Origin of the sequence: Chitinophaga polysaccharea, from assembly GCF_902150045.1 — a bacterium.
In the GTDB taxonomy this organism is placed as follows: domain Bacteria; phylum Bacteroidota; class Bacteroidia; order Chitinophagales; family Chitinophagaceae; genus Chitinophaga; species Chitinophaga polysaccharea_A.
In genome coordinates, this window is sequence record NZ_CABFVU010000003.1 from 473,181 (window position 1) to 489,450 (window position 16,270).

Annotated in this window: 17 protein-coding genes; 11 read left to right on the forward strand and 6 right to left on the reverse strand. The window is 48.5% G+C overall.

What is annotated here, in order from left to right; translation table 11 throughout:
• The first annotated feature begins 2 nt into the window (after positions 1-2).
• The 3 genes from FN124_RS22205 to soxC are packed head-to-tail and all read left to right on the forward strand — an operon-like array spanning position 3 to position 3,504.
• Entirely contained in the window at positions 3-1,664 is a 1,662-nt protein-coding gene (locus tag FN124_RS22205; RefSeq protein ID WP_221887864.1) for a hypothetical protein, read from the forward strand.
• 8 nt (positions 1,665-1,672) lie between these two features.
• Positions 1,673-2,239 carry a c-type cytochrome gene (locus tag FN124_RS22210; RefSeq protein ID WP_142686966.1) on the forward strand — a complete coding sequence of 189 codons (567 nt, stop codon included), beginning with the start codon at positions 1,673-1,675 and terminating at the stop codon, positions 2,237-2,239.
• 5 nt (positions 2,240-2,244) lie between these two features.
• Positions 2,245-3,504 carry a sulfite dehydrogenase gene (gene soxC / locus FN124_RS22215; RefSeq protein WP_142686967.1) on the forward strand — a complete coding sequence of 420 codons (1,260 nt, stop codon included), beginning with the start codon at positions 2,245-2,247 and terminating at the stop codon, positions 3,502-3,504.
• A 1-nt stretch (position 3,505) separates the two neighbouring features.
• Here soxC and FN124_RS22220 read toward each other — a convergent pair whose 3' ends face one another.
• From FN124_RS22220 to FN124_RS22235, 4 genes are all read right to left on the reverse strand, one after another.
• Complete coding sequence (locus FN124_RS22220) at positions 3,506-3,919, reverse strand: hypothetical protein (protein WP_142686968.1); 414 nt, start codon at positions 3,917-3,919, stop codon at positions 3,506-3,508.
• A 9-nt stretch (positions 3,920-3,928) separates the two neighbouring features.
• The gene (locus tag FN124_RS22225; RefSeq protein WP_142686969.1) at positions 3,929-4,291 is read right to left on the reverse strand and encodes a DUF1304 domain-containing protein; all 363 of its coding nucleotides are present in this window, start codon (positions 4,289-4,291) and stop codon (positions 3,929-3,931) included.
• Positions 4,292-4,319: 28 nt separating this feature from the next.
• Entirely contained in the window at positions 4,320-4,703 is a 384-nt protein-coding gene (locus FN124_RS22230; RefSeq protein ID WP_142686970.1) for a ribosomal maturation YjgA family protein, read from the reverse strand.
• Between the two features lie 109 nt (positions 4,704-4,812).
• Positions 4,813-5,133 (reverse strand): KGG domain-containing protein, encoded by a 321-nt coding sequence (locus FN124_RS22235; protein ID WP_142686971.1) that lies wholly within the window; start codon positions 5,131-5,133, stop codon positions 4,813-4,815.
• Between the two features lie 323 nt (positions 5,134-5,456).
• Here FN124_RS22235 and FN124_RS31220 point away from each other — a divergent pair, with 323 nt between their 5' ends.
• The 3 genes from FN124_RS31220 to FN124_RS22250 all read left to right on the forward strand — a co-directional run bounded on the left by FN124_RS31220 (position 5,457) and on the right by FN124_RS22250 (position 7,125).
• Positions 5,457-5,822 (forward strand): DUF6496 domain-containing protein, encoded by a 366-nt coding sequence (locus FN124_RS31220; protein WP_260607576.1) that lies wholly within the window; start codon positions 5,457-5,459, stop codon positions 5,820-5,822.
• Between the two features lie 103 nt (positions 5,823-5,925).
• Positions 5,926-6,180, forward strand: coding sequence for a hypothetical protein (locus tag FN124_RS22245; RefSeq protein WP_142686972.1), 255 nt, complete (start codon positions 5,926-5,928; stop codon positions 6,178-6,180).
• Between the two features lie 57 nt (positions 6,181-6,237).
• Positions 6,238-7,125, forward strand: coding sequence for a mechanosensitive ion channel family protein (locus tag FN124_RS22250; protein ID WP_142686973.1), 888 nt, complete (start codon positions 6,238-6,240; stop codon positions 7,123-7,125).
• Here FN124_RS22250 and FN124_RS22255 read toward each other — a convergent pair.
• Entirely contained in the window at positions 7,117-8,247 is a 1,131-nt protein-coding gene (locus FN124_RS22255; RefSeq protein ID WP_142686974.1) for a histidine decarboxylase, read from the reverse strand. The two genes, FN124_RS22250 and FN124_RS22255, sit on opposite strands and share 9 nt — an antisense overlap.
• 166 nt (positions 8,248-8,413) lie before the next feature.
• Between FN124_RS22255 and FN124_RS22260 the strand changes: the two genes are divergently transcribed.
• A complete protein-coding gene (locus FN124_RS22260; RefSeq protein WP_142686975.1) occupies positions 8,414-8,878 on the forward strand; it encodes an Lrp/AsnC family transcriptional regulator in 465 nt (154 codons plus the stop codon).
• On the opposite strand, the gene FN124_RS22265 is transcribed toward FN124_RS22260, so the two are convergent.
• Entirely contained in the window at positions 8,879-10,900 is a 2,022-nt protein-coding gene (locus FN124_RS22265) for a tetratricopeptide repeat-containing sensor histidine kinase (RefSeq protein WP_142686976.1), read from the reverse strand.
• A 189-nt stretch (positions 10,901-11,089) separates the two neighbouring features.
• On the opposite strand from FN124_RS22265, the gene FN124_RS22270 reads away from it, so the two are divergent.
• From FN124_RS22270 to FN124_RS22285, 4 genes are all read left to right on the forward strand, one after another.
• Complete coding sequence (locus FN124_RS22270) at positions 11,090-11,368, forward strand: Rdx family protein (protein ID WP_142686977.1); 279 nt, start codon at positions 11,090-11,092, stop codon at positions 11,366-11,368.
• A gap of 40 nt (positions 11,369-11,408) precedes the next feature.
• Positions 11,409-12,596 (forward strand): BamA/TamA family outer membrane protein, encoded by a 1,188-nt coding sequence (locus FN124_RS22275; RefSeq protein WP_142686978.1) that lies wholly within the window; start codon positions 11,409-11,411, stop codon positions 12,594-12,596.
• 81 nt (positions 12,597-12,677) lie between these two features.
• Positions 12,678-13,691, forward strand: a complete 1,014-nt coding sequence (locus FN124_RS22280) for an outer membrane beta-barrel protein (RefSeq protein ID WP_142686979.1) — start codon at positions 12,678-12,680, stop codon at positions 13,689-13,691.
• Positions 13,692-13,870: 179 nt separating this feature from the next.
• The gene (locus FN124_RS22285) at positions 13,871-16,270 is read left to right on the forward strand and encodes an ABC transporter permease (RefSeq protein ID WP_142686980.1); all 2,400 of its coding nucleotides are present in this window, start codon (positions 13,871-13,873) and stop codon (positions 16,268-16,270) included.

Here is a 16,270-nt window from a genome sequence, read left to right on the forward strand (position 1 = left end):
TCATGGCTCATAACACGCAAACATTACCAGGCGAACCCGTGATCCGGGAAAGAGCTTCCGGCGTGCCGCCGGCTGTAAACGCAGCTTTGGCACAGCTGCCTGCATGGAAGGAATACCAGCTGGTGTTATTCCGTATCGCATTTATTTTCTTTATCGCATTATCTGTTCCCAACAGTGTGGAGTGGTACAAGCAATTGCTGCAGCTCAACTGGGCGCAGCTGAACTATCGCGACCTGTATGATATTGCGCGTTTTGGCTCAGGGATTAATTTCCTTGGCAACACTATTTTCGGCAGCCCGCTGCTGGGTTATGCCAACTGGATCACCACGGCATTGATTGCCACTGCCGGCGGCCTTATATGGACAGGCATTGTAAAAGCCCGCAGGCTGCCGCGTAAAGAGTATTACTCCGCCTGGTACTGGCTGCGGGTAGTGGTAAGATACCGTGCAGGTATAGGCATCATAGGCTTTGGATTTACAAAGCTGCTGCCGGTTCAGATGCCGTATCCATCCCTGGGCGTTCTGAATACCAATTTCGGAGATCTTACGGCGCAGAAGATTTACTGGTTGTCGATCGGTATTGTGCCCTGGTACCAGGTATTTGCCGGTGTGGTGGAAGTAACCGCGGGTACGCTGTTGTTTTTCCGTAAAACCACTACGCTGGGTGCTGTCTTGCTTTTGGGCGCGCTGGGAGATATCGTATACGTGAACTTCGCCTATGATGGCGGCGTACATGTGTATAGCAGTTATTTTGTACTGCTGGCAGCGTTACTGCTGGTAAATGATGTACCTAAAATATACCATTTGCTGGTACAGGAACGGTTTACAGTGCCGGTAAATTATTATCCTGTTTTTCCGGAGAGATGGCAGCGCTTTACCCGCATAGGGCTGAAATCTTTTACCATCTTCCTTTTCCTGGGTGTGCTTTTTTATTTGCAGCTGATCAACTTTTTGTATGATCCGTACAAGCAGCCCTCAGTAGCAGGAGTAAAGGAACTGCGTGGCAATTACCAGGTAACGGAGTTCCGTTTAAACGGCCAGGTGATCCCGTACTCGCCGTTAGATACCATTCGCTGGCAGGAAGCCACTTTTGAGAACTGGTCTACCTTCACATTCCGCGTTAATAAGCCGCACCCGCTTGATCTGTCCAATGGTGGCGGCGATCCGCAGCGGGACGTGAACCGCACTTTTGAAATAACTGGTCTTGCCGGTGGTCAGCGCGCATTTCATTATTATGCAGATGAGGTGAATAAAGTGCTTTACCTGGAAGATAAATACAAACCTGTTCCTGACAGGCGTAACCGCACTGCCGGTGTAGGCGGCGATGGTGGCGCCGTAGTGGATGAAGCAGCCGCAGAGGCAGCGCGTAAAGAGGCCGCACAACAGGCGAAAGACTGGATCCCTGCGGAGGCACGTAAGAATATAGGTGATGAATCTTTAAAGATAGCACCCATTGCATTGTCTGCCCGGAGGGCAAGAGATTATGCCAATGCGCCGGCCTTTGAAAACAGGAAGCGCTTTACGGTGAAATACGCCACCACTGATGGTTCGCATGTAGTGCTGACCGGTGTGGATGAAAATAAGGATAGTCTTTACGTAGTACTGGACCGTGTGGACAGGAAGTATACATTAGCGCCCAGCACGTTGCAGGCAGGAAATTATTGAGAAACGCTATGCAGATAAAACACGCCGGCTGTTACCGGGTGGCCGTTGTAATGGTGTTGGGTATGCTGGCTTGCCATACCAACACCCGGCCGCCGGTACCAGGCTGGCCGGAACATTTCGGGTTTGGAAAAACAGCTACTGCCCGGCAGATCGATTCGCTGAACATCTCCATTGCGCCTGATGGTAAAGGGTTGCCCGCAGGCAGCGGAAATGCAGTTGCCGGCAAGGCCATTTACCTGGCAAAATGCGCTGCCTGTCATGGCGAAACAGGAGCAGAGCCTACTCCCAACCGCCTGGTGGCCACGCTGCACGATACAGCGCGCACTAAAACCATTGGTAACTACTGGCCCTATGCCACTACGGTGTTTGATTATATCCGCCGTGCCATGCCCTTTAATGCGCCAGGGTCGCTCACTGATGAGGAAGTGTACAGTCTTACCGCTTTCCTGCTGTACCGCAATGAAATCATCAGCGATACGCTGCAGCTGAACGCGGTAAACCTGCCGCTCATTGAAATGCCGGCCAGAAAATATTATGTGAACGATGACCGCCACGGAGGCAATGAAGTAAAATAAATATGATGGAGGATAAGAATAAGCCAGCTAAAAAAATACCAAGAAGAACTATGCTCAGGGCTGCCGCGGTTTCTGCTGCTGCGGCCCTGATGGGGGCTGCCCGGGTGCAACGGGCGCCAGGCGCCGGTGTATTAACGGATACGGCTATGGGAAAAACGCCTTATGCCGATCCCACCAGGATAACCGGTACCCTTCCCGGCAAACTGGGCACCCGTTCCCCGTTTGAACAGCCGGAAAAAAAGCCGTCTGATATTTCTTCCCGCACACCGTTACAGGAGCTGTATGGCATCATTACGCCGTCGGACCTTCATTTTGAAAGAAGCCATGCCGGAGTGCCGCTGATCCATCCCGATAAGTATGAACTGCTGATCCACGGGATGGTGGAGCGGCCTATGATCTTCACATTGCGCGATTTAAAGCGTTTCCCGGCCGTATCCCGCATTGCCTTTATAGAGTGCTCAGGCAACTTCAGATCGGGCAAAGAAACCATGACGCCGCAGGAAATCTGTGGGCTTACCAGCCAGAGTGAATGGACCGGTGTAATGCTATCCACGCTTTTCCGGGAGGTGGGCGTGCATCCGAAAGCTACCTGGTTCCTGGCGGAAGGCTCTGATGCAGCCGTAATGACCCGCAGCATTCCCGTGGAGAAAGGCTGGAAAGATGCCATGATAGCCTATGGACAGAACGGGGAAGCCATCCGGCCGGAACAGGGTTACCCGGCAAGACTATTCCTGCCCGGGTGGGAGGGGAATACCAATGTGAAATGGATCCGGCGTATAGAGTTATCTGATCAGCCTTTTATGACACGTGAAGAAACTTCCAAATACACGGAAACCATCCGTGATCATAAGATCCGCCAGTTCAGTTTTGATATGGATGCCCGTTCCATTATTACCTACCCTTCATTCCCTCAGCAGGTGGAAAAGGGCTGGATAGAGATAAGGGGCATCGCCTGGAGCGGGCGGGGGAAGATAGACAGCGTGGATATCAGCACCGATGCAGGGAAGCACTGGGCCAAAGCAGTGTTACAGGAGCCGGTCATGGATAAGGCGCATACCTGTTTCCGTTACCTCTGGTACTGGGACGGGAAGCCCACGGAGATCATGAGCCTCGCGGTGGATGATACAGGTTACCGGCAGCCCACATTAAAGCAACTGGTGGAGGCGCGTGGCACAGATATGGGCGGATACCATGTGAATCCCGTTACAGCATGGGTGCTGAAAGCTGATGGCACCGTGTTATTCAAACCGGAAAAATGGAAATGAGCTACTCAAAAAAAGCCAGTTCATCGCGGGTAACAGCATGAAACAGGTTTTGCAGCTGATGCACGTGCACAATGGAACGGCCGTAAGGCACCAGTCCTTCCGCGGCATCCGTAAGCGGCTGGAACACGTTGTTTTCATGACGCACATGTACACTGTGCAGGCGGTTATACTTCAGGGAATATACATTTTCATCTTCTCCGTATTCAGGATCTCCTTTTATGAATCCGAACCTCAATAGCAGGTCCACGTCCAGCAGCATGGGGTTCACCTTTGCATAGGGCAGTTTGCTGAGAGGCAAACCGGAATTATAAACATAGCCCTGTAGAATGCCTTCTACTATAAACGCTGTTTCTTCCATGTTATAATCAAAGTAAGAAACATAGTTGCCTATCCGTATATCTGATTCTTCTATCATGTTTTTATCTTAATAAAACAGGATCAGCAGCAATGCAATCAATGCCGGTAACGCCTGTACGAAAAAGATCTTTTTACCGGCGGTAAGCGCGCCATAAATACCGGCAACAGCTACACAGCCCAGGAAAAACATGGCTACCCGTAAACTCCATATAGGGTCTGAAATAAAAAAGGTCCACGCCAAACCAGCAGCCAGGAACCCGTTATATAAACCCTGGTTCGCCGCCAACGCTTTGGTGGGGGGAAACAGCTCCCGTGGCAGTTGCTTAAATATTTTGGGGCCTCTGCTGGTCCATGCAAACATTTCAAACCATAGGATATACAGATGTTCCAGCATCACAAAAGCGATCAGTATTTTTATGAGTACCAGCATAGTGTTGTGGTTTATAAATAAATATAGGTCAAATTATTCTTTCTGCAAGCCACGCGATTACCAGCGCCAGGAGGGTGCCAACGGCATAGCATACGCAATCGCTCCACAGGAATCCATGCCCCAGCAGGATGCCAGCTGGCGTATTGCGGATACGGACCGCCCATTCAGCCTGGTATAGCTGCTGTATTTCTATAAGGAGACAAACGGCGTAACTGCCGATACCGGTTTTCCACAGCGGGATAACCGGGAAAAGGAAGCGGATGCCAAAGAAAATACAGGTAGCAGATAATACATCGCCACCATATATTCGTATGAGATCGGGAAAATACTGGGGCGCCCAACGGGTGGCCAATCCTAAAGGGATATTCAGTAAGATGAGGAAAAAGTAGATCCAGCGTCTTTTTGCTGCCATAAGGTGAAAAAGCCGTAAATATAGGGAAGAAAACTGGAATATGAGATGGCCTGGGAGAGAAAAAGGGACCTGTGGCCCCTTCTACAACGCAATAACCCGGGTGATCGGGTTATTGCTGATTATCGCTTTCTACGCTGCTTTTCTTTTTTCCGCGGTTGGTTCCACCCTTACGGCCAATAGCCGCCATGTGCTCGCGGTTCCTGCTTACGGCTTCGCCGCCTTTTTTGCCTGCAGCACGGGCTTCTTCGGAAGTGAATTTATGGGCTACTCCCTGTTGGTGTGCAGCCTTTCCACCTTCTCTTGAAATGGCACGTTGCTGTTCAGGGTCCATAGAAGCAAATCCGCGTTTACTGTGTTTACTTTTCTGATCGGAATTCTTTTCCGAAGCATGATTCACCGGTGTGGCAGTTTGATATCTGATGTCTTCCATAATCCTGAGGTTTTTTTTAGTGATAGTGTTAAACATTTACTGGAAGCTGAACAAGATATGTGCCATCACGTATCAGTGAAGCTGGTAGCGCATTTGCGCAGCACCAGGACGGGAAGTAGGGCAATACATTCCACAATCCATAGAATTTTCCACACACTTTTTATTGTCTATTCTACATTTTTTAAGAAGAACTCTCTCATTTTCCGTGGCTTATATTTTGTTTCCACATTAACGTTACTCTATTCTTAACCCATCTAAATTTTTTTATCATGGCAAAGTATTCAAAAGAATCGCAGCACAAAGTGGAAGAAAATATGAAAGAAATGAAGCAAGGGAAACTAAAGAGTGGAAGAAGCAATAAGAAAGTTACCAATCCTAAGCAGGCTATCGCCATAGGCTTGTCTGAAGCAAGGAAAGAAGGAGCAAAGGTGCCTAAAAAAGCAGCAGCGAAAAAATCATCCGCAAAAAAATCCACCGCGAAAAAAGCGGCACCTAAAAAAGCAGCAGCGAAAAAATCCACCGCAAAAAAATCCACCGCGAAAAAAGCAGCGCCTAAAAAAGCTGCTGCAAGAAAAACCACGGCAAAAAAATCAACAGCCAGGAAAACTACGGCTAAAAAAGCGGCAACAAAAAAATCAGCGCCTAAAAGAAAGGCGGCAGCCCGTAAAAAAACGGCAGCTACTGCATGAATGGGCAGGTTCAGGAGTGTTTTATCCTCCCCATATATAAACGGCCGGCGACTGCATTGCACCGGTCGTTTTTTTGTGGTATATGGCTTGCAATATACAGGGTATGGAAAAGCACAGCATTACTGTGATCATCAGAGGTAAGCCCTACGGATTGGTTATCACCATCGATAAGGGGGCTCTGGAAACAGCATTCCAGGTGATTCCTGATGTGAGTGAACATGTACTGGATGAATTTGAGCCGCATGGCGTTACCTTTACTGCTGATCACGAAGACACCCTTGAGGGAAGCATCCGAACGGTGGAAACGGAGCAGATCGCCCGCATTATCTGGGAAGATATCCTTGATAAAATGAAATAGGCTTTGTTGCTTCACCACTACGGTTGTACCTTCGCAGCAAAGCGAGTATGAATTGCTATGATGGTAACCGATAAAACCTATAAGAATGCAAACCGCAGGGAGAGAATTATATTTCTGGTAAAACTGCTGGTTTATCTGGGCATTGTCTATTTTAACCTTGACCACCCCGCTGTATATGATAAGTTTACCTGGCTGTTTAAACTCACCAATGCCTTGTCCTTTTTCCTGGGCGCGAATCTCGTCATTTCCCTGGCCTGGCTGGTGATCCTGTCCTGGTACACCCGCCGGCGTAACCGGCAAAGACCCATTGAAAAAGACAATTTCATACTCGGGCTTAACCGTATTTCCTCTGTACTGAATACCATTTTCCTGCTGCTGGCTATCACCTTCTTTTTTGGCGTGAACCCACTGAAGTTCGTTACCAGTATCACTATCGTGGCAGCGGCCATTGCCCTGCTTACGAAAGATTATATCACCAACATGATCAATGGCCTCATCATTATGTTCTCCGACCAGTTGTCGCTGGGAGATCATGTGCGTATAGGCGATGTGAAAGGCAGGGTGATGGATATTACCCTGATCAACGTAGTACTGCAGAATGAAGATGATGATATTGTGATTATTCCTAATTCAGTAGTGTTCACCTCTATTGTATTGAACCAGTCCAAACAAAATATACGGAAACTGACCATTGAGTTTGAACTGGATCATAAACATCCTTTTACCATCCGTGGCCTGGAAGACAGGCTGAGGGCTTCTATAGGTGAATATTCCCGTAGCTACAGCCCGGAAAGTTTTTCCCTGAAAACAATGGAGATCAAAAAAGACTTCGTTCAGTTTAAGCTGCAGCTGCTGATGCCACAGGCCAACAAGGAAACAGAGCGCCTGATCAGGCGCGCGCTCAATGTAGAAATAATGGCTATCGCAGAAGGAGGGCTAAACTAACGCCATCGCACCTACGAAGCTTTCCACAAACTCATCTACCTGTTCCTTACTCACATTAGGCATACAGATAATATGCGAGCAGCCGCTTTCTGAGGCCAGCTGCCACTTCCGGCGGACGTTTGCCGGCGGGTCGGGGAACACCACCGTAATAGCGCCCGGATTGCGCCATGCCGGGATGCCGTTTTCGTTGAGACGTTCCACTGCATAGGCTGCCATTGCCAAACTGTGCATCGCTCTTTCCTTTAAACCGTTTCTACCCAGGCTTTTCAGGGCATACCACAGGAACAACGGGCTATGGCCGTTTCTTGAGCCGGTAATGGTAGTGTCCATACTTCCGATGTAGGATACAGAGCGGGCAATCCTGTCGTGGTTGGACTTTTTCGCCACTACCACGCCACAGGGAATGGGTGACCCGATAAATTTATGCCCGCTGATAGCGATACTGTCTGCTCCATCGGCAAAGTCGAACGCAGGGCGCGGCTCCAGGAAAGCGCTGTAACTGCCGGACAGCGCCCCATCTGCATGGATATAATAATGCGGTATGGCCAGGTGCTTCAAAATGCCCATGATGCGCTTTACATCATCCCTTGCCTCCGTCATGGTAGTACCAATATTGGCCAGCATAATCACCGGCAGATGCCTGTTCATACAGATGGTATTCTCCAGGTCGTCATAATCAATTTCACCGTTGGGCAAAGTGCGTATAATGATCCCCGGCATGTTGAGCAGGTGGAGGTTTTTCTGCACACTGTAATGAGTGGCTTCTGAATAATATACCATCCCTTTGGGATATAGTTCCCGCGCGAGGTACAGGCCGTATAAATTGCCTTCGGAACCACCGTTGGTCACATATCCCCACCAGTTGTTCTCCGGTGCGCGGAACAGGTCTGCAAAAAAAGAAACCACCTGCTTCTCCATTTCCCTGGATCCTACGGCGTAGGTGGATGGTACAAAAGGATCACCCAGGTTATTCAGCGGGTACTGAAGGAAAGGCAGGAGAGGACTGTAATCAAAGTCTTTGGAAACAGGATAGCCCAGGAAATCCCTGGTTTGCGTTTGTACCTGCGTTAGCAGTTCATTCAGCGATGCAGCATCTGCCGCAGCCAGCCGGTACTTTTTCATAATCGTATTTTACAGGTGTATGATACTGTAAAAGTAAATATTGATAAGTTAAATCAACTGATATATTGAAGTATTCAGAAAATATATACTAGATTTATCATCTTTAAAGATTAATAAAACTGCCTGGACGCTGCCGGGCATCTTTTTAAAGAAAAATATAACTGCTATGGATACACTGGATAAAACAGACCGGAAAATACTGGAGGCACTCCAGGCGGATGCCCGCCTGAACACCAAGGAAATTGCGCACCGCATAGGGCTTTCCGTTACCCCTACCTATGAGCGTCTGAAGAAAATAGAAAAAAGCGGGGTGATCAAAAGCTATGTTACGCTGCTGCATGGCGGAAAAGCGGGCAAAACACTGGTGGCTTTCTGTAATGTATCGCTGCAACTGCATTCACAGCCCCTTATTAAAAAGTTTGAAACGGCAATCGCAAAAATGGAAGAAGTGATGGAATGTTATCATGTGGCCGGCACCTATGATTACCTGCTGAAAGTAGTGGTGAATGATATGCGCAGTTACCAGAACTTCTTAACCAATAAACTGGCAGCTATAGAAAATATAGGGCAGGTACACAGCTCATTTGTAATGACGGAAATCAAGCACACTACGGCTTTCCGGCTGCTGTAATTATCTTCTCAGCACGCTTACGCCGCTCAGCGGATGATCCTGTACCACCACCGTATAGGCATGAGGGTTAATTTCGGGCTCTTCTGATAAAGGAACGGTAAAGGAAAAACTGCTGCCGGTACCGGGCATACTGTTAAACCAGATCTGCCCGTGGTTACGCTCTACAAAGTCTTTGGAAAGATGCAGCCCAAGCCCGCAGCCTTTTTCATTCTGTGTACCGGTGGTGGAATAGTAGATATTGGAAAATATCCGGTGCTGGTTTTCCACGGGAATGCCGGTCCCGTTGTCTTTTACGGTGATCTCCGCCTGCTCGTTATCACGTGTGGCGGTGATCAGCACTTCGCCGCCGGAAGGCGTGAATTTAATGGCGTTGTTGATCAGGTTACGCAGTACCAGCCTGATCATATCGGGATCTGCATACACCATAATACTGTTATTCAGCTCATGCCTTAGCTTCACCTCTTTCTGTCTTGCCAGGGTTTGCAGCAGGTCAAATTCGCGGCTCAATAGCAAAGTCACATCAAAATCATCTGGTTTCACGCCGATACCCTTCATCTGGTTACTGGCCCATTGCAGCATATTATCCATCATATAGGCCGTATTTTTCACGTCCCGCCACAGTTCATCAGTATACATGCGGAATTGTGCGGCATCAATCTTTTCATCTTTTAATAAAAATAATAATCCTTCCAGGATGGCCAGCGGAGAGCGGAGATCGTGAGAAATAACAGAGAATATTTTATCCTTTACCTGGTTCAGGTTTTCCAGTGTGGCATTTTGTTCCAGGATAATGCGGTTCTGCATGGATACTTCCCGGTTCTTGTTGTTCAGTTCCAGGTACAACTCCTGCTGCCTTTTATAAAGGCGGTACACCATTACGGTAATGAGCAGCAAAGCCAGGAAAAGTGCTGCGGCCGACAATACCAGCACCCTTTGCTGTTGTATGGTGGCCAAGTGCATGTGTTGTTCTTTCTTCAGCAGGATATTTTCGCGTTGTTTCTTTTCAGATTCATATTTCTCCTGGGAGCGGGAGATCAGCCTTCCTTTTTCCGCGTTGAAAAAGTCGATGTTCCGTTTGCTGAATTCCTTGTAACTCTCAAAGGCTGCGGCATAGTCGTTCCGTGCAGAATCCAGTTCATAGCGGATCTTGTAATAGATCATTTCATTCTTCACATTGCCCAGGGTGTCGTTTAACAGCTTTGCCTGTTGCAGGTTTTTATCTGCACCTTTCAGATCGCCCTGCATGGTTTGTATTTCCGCCAGGTTCAGGCTCGACTTCACAACGCCAGGCAGATTGCCGGCTTCCTTGTAGTAGTTGGCGGAAAGCTGGTGATAGCGCAGGGCGTCGTTATACCGATGCTGTAGCATGGCAACAATACCCATGTTTTCGTAGGTATAAGCCAGACTGCGGCGATCATGAAGCGCCAGTTTTAGCTTTTCGGCTTTCTCCAGGAACATCATCGCGGAGTCGGGCACTTTCAGGGAGATATAAGCGGAGCCGATATTATTCAGGGTTTTGGCGATTTCTGCTTTTTCGTTTCTCTGAAGCTTTATGTCCAGGGACTTTTTCAGGTAAACGAGGGCGTCGCGGGGGGCATTCAGTTCTGTAAAAATATTTCCTACATCATTATTCAGTACGCCCAGGGTATAAGAGTCGCCGAGTGTTTCCGCCAGTTTCAGCGCATTGAGCGTCAGCTGCATCTGCTGATCAAGATGTCCTTTGGTGTTTTCCACGAGGGCAAGATTACGCCAGGCCCATATCTTTCCTTTGGAGTAGTGAAGACTGTCGCTCAGCCGCAGTGCTTCCCTGCCATACCTGGCGGCCGAGGGGGCGTCTATCGTGAAATAGGTCCTGGCTACCTGGTTTAGCAGGTTCACCCGGGCGGTATCGTTCTTTGTATGGGAGCGGAGCACTGCCAACAGGCTGTCATTGACAGGCTGCTGTGCTGTTACCGGAGGCGACAGCAGGATCAGAAAAAATGGGATTAAGGCGCTCTTTTTCAAGGGACTGACCGGCAGCATATTTAAGTGTGTTGGCAGTGACTAGGGTGGAGCGATTCGGGGCGGTCCACGTATAATAGGTTAAAATTAAAGATAATGTGCCACGATTCAAAGTAAGTTGATAAAAAAGTAGGACGTGGAATAATGAATTTCGTGTTATGGCCCCTATAAATCAATTAGGTTTGTATCTTTCGGCAAAGTTTTATCTCCATGAAACCACTTATTACCATAGAATATTGTCCGAAATGCGGATGGCTGCTGCGCGCCGCCTATATGGCGCAGGAGCTCCTCACCACCTTTACAGACGACCTGGGCGGCGTTACGCTGCGGCCCAGCGAAACAGGCGGCTCCTACATTATCTGGCTTGGCGAAGAAAAGATCTTCGACCGCAAGGATAGCGGGCATTTCCCAGAGATAAAATTCCTCAAACAACTGGTCCGGGACCATGTGAACCCGGAAAAGAGCCTGGGGCATTCGGATAGACCGTAGCGACGATCGCCTTCGCGCAAAATTCGCTACATTTGCACCCATGCGTAAAAACCTCTATATCACGGCTTTATCACTTTTATTGGCAATCGGCGCAAAGGCACAGCAGGATAGCATTATATCAAATCCTCCTTCTTCACGGGAAGGGCTATACGACAGTGTATGGTTGCGAAAGCGCAGCTTTTTCCCATTACCGGTGCTTGGATATTCACAGGAAAAAGGACTGGAAATAGGCGCTGCCATGTTATATTCTTTTTATACAGATAACCGCAACCCAGACCAGGCTACCCGGAACTCTACCCTCAACCTGATTCCGGCAGTGACTACTGAAAGCCAGTTTAAAATAGATCTGAAAGCGAATATCTGGACACGCAGCAACACCTGGCACTTTAAAAGCAATCTCCGCTATCATAATTACCCGCTTTATTTCTTTGGTATCGGCGATACCACCCATTACGATAACCGCTCGCTGGTAAACAACAGCCGTTATAAAGTGCAGGTGGAAGGAGAGCGGCGCATCAGCGGGCACTTTTATGCAGGCGCCTCCGTATTGTACCAGCACGATACCTACAGCAGCGGCGATGATAAAGGCATTTACACCACCATGGGGCTTACCGATAAAGATGGTGGGTATGTTACTTTCCTCGGCCTCACGGGCATTTATGATAACCGCGACAATGAAAACTATGCCCGGCGCGGTTCCTGGCTGAAACTCAACCTCGCTTACGCACCTTCTTTTTTGAGTAAGCATCCGCTCTTTAAAATTGAAGCACAGGGCTCGCATTTCCTGTCGCTTTCCCGTAAAAGCACACTCGGGCTCAATGGTGTTTTCAACAGCCTCCAGGGAAAGGAACTACCTTTTTACCTGCTGCCTGAAATGGGCAACGACCTTATCATGCGCGGCTATTATACCGGCAGGTACCGCAACCAGAATTACCTGGCTGCCCAGGCAGAGTACCGTTATCTCGTAGATCCTAAAATGCGCATTCATATCTGGTTTGTGGATATCAAACCTAAATTTGCCCTGGCCGCCTTTGCCGGTACAGGTACCGTGTTTGCCAACCGCGATTTCCGCTTTGGTGGATTTAAACCAAGCTATGGCGCCGGGGTCCGTTATTTCTACGACGAGAACGCAAGACTTACTATTCGTATAGACTATGCCGTGGGAGAAAAACGGGCGGGAGAGTCAAGGCAGAAAGGATTATATCTTTCTCTGGCGGAAGCTTTCTAGTATAATGCTCCGGTGATGGCTATGTGGTAATAATTTGTTAACTTCCAACAGATTAAATACCATACTCCAAAACCATTGCATATGAAAAAACTATTCCTGCTAGGGGCAGTCGCCATGCTTTTGATTGTTACCCACAGTACCCAGGCCCAGGACAATTCCAGTACAGGATCTTCTTCACGCTCTAAATTTTATCTGAAAATTGCCGGTGGCTATTTCTTCAGTGTATCTCCGGGGCAATTCCCGAATGTTGGCCCGTATCCTCCGCAAGACCTGCACACTGAATTTAGCCCCGGCCGCATGGACACGATAAGCCGTAAAGTACTTACCGGCTCTTACGGGGAAGGCTTCAGGGGAGGGCTTTCCGTTGGTTATAACATCAATAAATATTTTGCGGTAGAAGGAACGTTTAATTATTTCCGCAGCAAGAAAAACCTGATGACCCGCCAGCGTGCTACAGTAGCCGGTTCTGCGAGGGAACTGGGTCATGTGGAATCGCACGGGTATGTAAACGCCATAGATTTTGCCCCCAGTCTCGTGGTAAGCCCGGGCCTGGAGAAAATAAATCCTTATGTGCGTTTCGGTGTGGTGGTGCCATTGTGGGGCCGCCTCTACATTGAAACAGACGCCATGCAAACCTCCAGTCCGGCCGGCATTCCCGCAGGTACTGCTGTAGTAACCAATATCAGCAGGAAAGAGGAAGTGAAGCCTAACCCTACCATCGGCTTCCAGGGCGCATTGGGCGTATCTTTCAGGGTATCGTCCCGTTTTGATGTATTTGTGGAAACGGAATACCGCAATGTGCCGGTACGCAGTAAGGAGAAAGAGATCACAGAATACAATGAAACCAACACGCTCGTAAATGCTACTACCGGTGCGGTAGTTCAGGCATTGCCGGGCCGCACGATCAGCGATCTTTCTGTTGCTGAAAAGAATACCGAATATCAAACCACGCTGGATAAAAATTCCAATACACCCGTTGGCCAGCAGGGAACTAAAGTGATTTATAAAGATAACAACAGGGCCTCCAATGATCTGAAGTCATATATCAATATCGGCGGGCTTGGGCTGAACGCGGGACTGAAGTTCAGGTTGTAATACAAACGGCTATAAGCTAACAACAGCCACCCGGTGCGGTATATTTATCATGTCCGTTTACGGACATGATAATGCCAAAAGCGGACATTCCCATGCGGGGCCGGTATTGCAACTAATTTAAAATAAAGGCTTTACTGTTTCGTATTGTTTTTGTGATATCCACGGAACAATCCCCCCGTATGTTAAAGAACTATCTTAAAACCGCTTTCCGGAGCCTGTGGCGCAACAAGCGCTATACAGTGCTCAATATCACCGGCCTTACCCTGGGTATCACCGTTTGCCTGGTGATCTATGTGATCATCCAGTATGAGCAAAGCTTCGATATGTTCCATACGAAGAAAGACCGCATCTACAGAGTGCTTACGGTGTCGCCCGGGGAAAGTGGCAAAACCAATTATACACAGGCAGTACCTTTTCCCCTGCCCACTGCATTGTCAAACGACTTCTCTGAGTTTGAGAAAGTAACCGGCATTATACAAATGGGCAAAAAACTGGTAACACTGGAAGACGAGCACGGCAACATTCAGAAGAAATTCAAACCACTGGTCTACTTCCTTACACCCTCGTTTTTTGACATATTTGATTACAAATGGCTGGCTGGTGATAAAACTACCGCACTAAGCGACCCTAATTCCGCCGTGCTGGCTCGTTCTACAGCAGAGAAATATTTCGGGGACTGGCATAAGGCCATGGGGCAGGTTATCAGGCTGGAGAAAGAGATGAACCTTACGGTAACAGGTATACTGGATGATCCGCCTAAGAACACAGAGTTCCAGTTTGATATGGTGGCAACTTATGCCCTGCTTAAAATAAACGAGATAAAGGATTGGACAACGATAGACGACATTCACAACTGCTATGTGCTGCTGCAGCCGGGGCAGGATGAAGCAAAGATCAATGAGCGGCTGATCGCTTTCTCAAAAAAATACAAAGACCCGAAGAATAAGGTCACGCATATATTGCAATCTCTGCCCGGCGTGCATTCAGATAAACGCACGGGGAATTATATTGGCCGTGTAATATCACCGGAACGGGTAAGAATGCTCTGGATGATCGCCGCATTTATTTTACTTGTAGCCTGTGTAAATTTCATCAACCTGGCCACTGCACAGGCGGTGAACCGCGCACGTGAGATCGGCATGCGAAAGGTACTGGGCAGTAACCGGTGGCAGCTGAAAATACAGTTCCTTTCTGAAACCGCCATATTGGTGCTAACCTCTCTGCTACTGGCCGTGGTATTGGCATTATGCGTGCTTCCGTTCATCAGCAGGGTGATGAGCCTGCCGTTGGGAGCTGGTATGCTGGCTGCCTATAACGTGTATGCACTGCTACTGGTCATCTTCCTGGCTGTTACCCTGCTGGCCGGATTCTACCCATCCGTTATTGTGTCGGCTTTCAATCCTGTTAACGCATTGAAGAGCAGGATAGCCGCCGGCAAAAACACCGGGGGTATTTCCCTTCGTCGTGGCCTGGTGGTTTTCCAGTTCATTATTACACAGGCATTGATCATTGGCACGCTTATTATCCTGCAGCAGATGCGTTACTTTCACAAACAATCCATGGGATTTACCAGGGATGCCATTGTGAATGTGCCTTTCGCCAACGACAGCGCGGGCAATGCAAAAATTGCTTATCTCCGGGATCAGCTCCAGAACATCAAAGGCATACAGCAGGTAAGCTTTTCTGACGCCGCGCCATCCAGCGATGGTAACTGGTGGACAGGCTTTAAATTTGATCATCAGGCAGAGGATACCAAATTCCCGTCCGTTACACGTTGGGTGGATTATAACTTTCTCAGCACCTACGATATTAAACTTGTAGCAGGCCGTAATCTTACCCGTACAGACTCCGTACACGAGTTCCTTGTGAATGAAACCCTGGTACAAAAATTAGGTTTGAAGCCGGCCGATGTGCTCAATAAAGAGATAGATGTATGGGGGCGGATCAAAGGCCCGATTGTAGGGGTGGTAAAGGACTTTACTGCCGGTACATTGAAAGAAGCGGTGGGGCCGGTATTCATGGGCAACATCAACCGGCGCTTTAACAATGTGGGGGTAAGACTGGCCATTGGCGCAGATGTACAGGCTTCGCTAAAGGCTATTGAAAAATTATGGAACGACAACTTCCCCGAACAGATTTTTGAATACCAGTTCCTGGACCAGCGCATAGCGGAATATTACAGGGAAGAACGCCAGTTGGCGCATTTGTACGAGATCTTTGCAGGGATCGCCATTTTCCTCAGCTGTCTCGGCTTATATGGCCTGGCATCGTTCATGGCAGTACAGCGTGTAAAGGAAGTGGGTGTGCGCAAAGTGCTTGGGGCAACGGCGGCTCATATTGTTTACCTTTTTTCAAAGGAGTTTATCCTGCTTATAGGTATCGCTTTTGTAATAGCAGTTCCGCTGGTATGGTACTTCATGCATAGCTGGCTCAATAATTTCGTGAACCGGGTAGATATTAACTGGGGAGTATTTGTGGCCGGAGGTATGGCGGCATTGCTGATAGCGCTGATTACCGTTAGCTCGCAGGCTGTCAGGGCGGCTATGATGAACCCCGTAAAAAGTTTGAAGGCAGATTAG

Bases quoted from the DNA above. Each gene is read 5' to 3' on its own strand.
- FN124_RS22205 (WP_221887864.1), top strand. From the start codon at position 3: ATGGCTCATAACACGCAAACATTACCAGGCGAACCCGTGATCCGGGAA.
- FN124_RS22210 (WP_142686966.1), top strand. From the start codon at position 1,673: ATGCAGATAAAACACGCCGGCTGTTACCGGGTGGCCGTTGTAATGGTG.
- soxC (WP_142686967.1), top strand. From the start codon at position 2,245: ATGGAGGATAAGAATAAGCCAGCTAAAAAAATACCAAGAAGAACTATG.
- FN124_RS22220 (WP_142686968.1), bottom strand. From the start codon at position 3,919: ATGATAGAAGAATCAGATATACGGATAGGCAACTATGTTTCTTACTTT.
- FN124_RS22225 (WP_142686969.1), bottom strand. From the start codon at position 4,291: ATGCTGGTACTCATAAAAATACTGATCGCTTTTGTGATGCTGGAACAT.
- FN124_RS22230 (WP_142686970.1), bottom strand. From the start codon at position 4,703: ATGGCAGCAAAAAGACGCTGGATCTACTTTTTCCTCATCTTACTGAAT.
- FN124_RS22235 (WP_142686971.1), bottom strand. From the start codon at position 5,133: ATGGAAGACATCAGATATCAAACTGCCACACCGGTGAATCATGCTTCG.
- FN124_RS31220 (WP_260607576.1), top strand. From the start codon at position 5,457: ATGAAGCAAGGGAAACTAAAGAGTGGAAGAAGCAATAAGAAAGTTACC.
- FN124_RS22245 (WP_142686972.1), top strand. From the start codon at position 5,926: ATGGAAAAGCACAGCATTACTGTGATCATCAGAGGTAAGCCCTACGGA.
- FN124_RS22250 (WP_142686973.1), top strand. From the start codon at position 6,238: ATGATGGTAACCGATAAAACCTATAAGAATGCAAACCGCAGGGAGAGA.
- FN124_RS22255 (WP_142686974.1), bottom strand. From the start codon at position 8,247: ATGAAAAAGTACCGGCTGGCTGCGGCAGATGCTGCATCGCTGAATGAA.
- FN124_RS22260 (WP_142686975.1), top strand. From the start codon at position 8,414: ATGGATACACTGGATAAAACAGACCGGAAAATACTGGAGGCACTCCAG.
- FN124_RS22265 (WP_142686976.1), bottom strand. From the start codon at position 10,900: ATGCTGCCGGTCAGTCCCTTGAAAAAGAGCGCCTTAATCCCATTTTTT.
- FN124_RS22270 (WP_142686977.1), top strand. From the start codon at position 11,090: ATGAAACCACTTATTACCATAGAATATTGTCCGAAATGCGGATGGCTG.
- FN124_RS22275 (WP_142686978.1), top strand. From the start codon at position 11,409: ATGCGTAAAAACCTCTATATCACGGCTTTATCACTTTTATTGGCAATC.
- FN124_RS22280 (WP_142686979.1), top strand. From the start codon at position 12,678: ATGAAAAAACTATTCCTGCTAGGGGCAGTCGCCATGCTTTTGATTGTT.
- FN124_RS22285 (WP_142686980.1), top strand. From the start codon at position 13,871: ATGTTAAAGAACTATCTTAAAACCGCTTTCCGGAGCCTGTGGCGCAAC.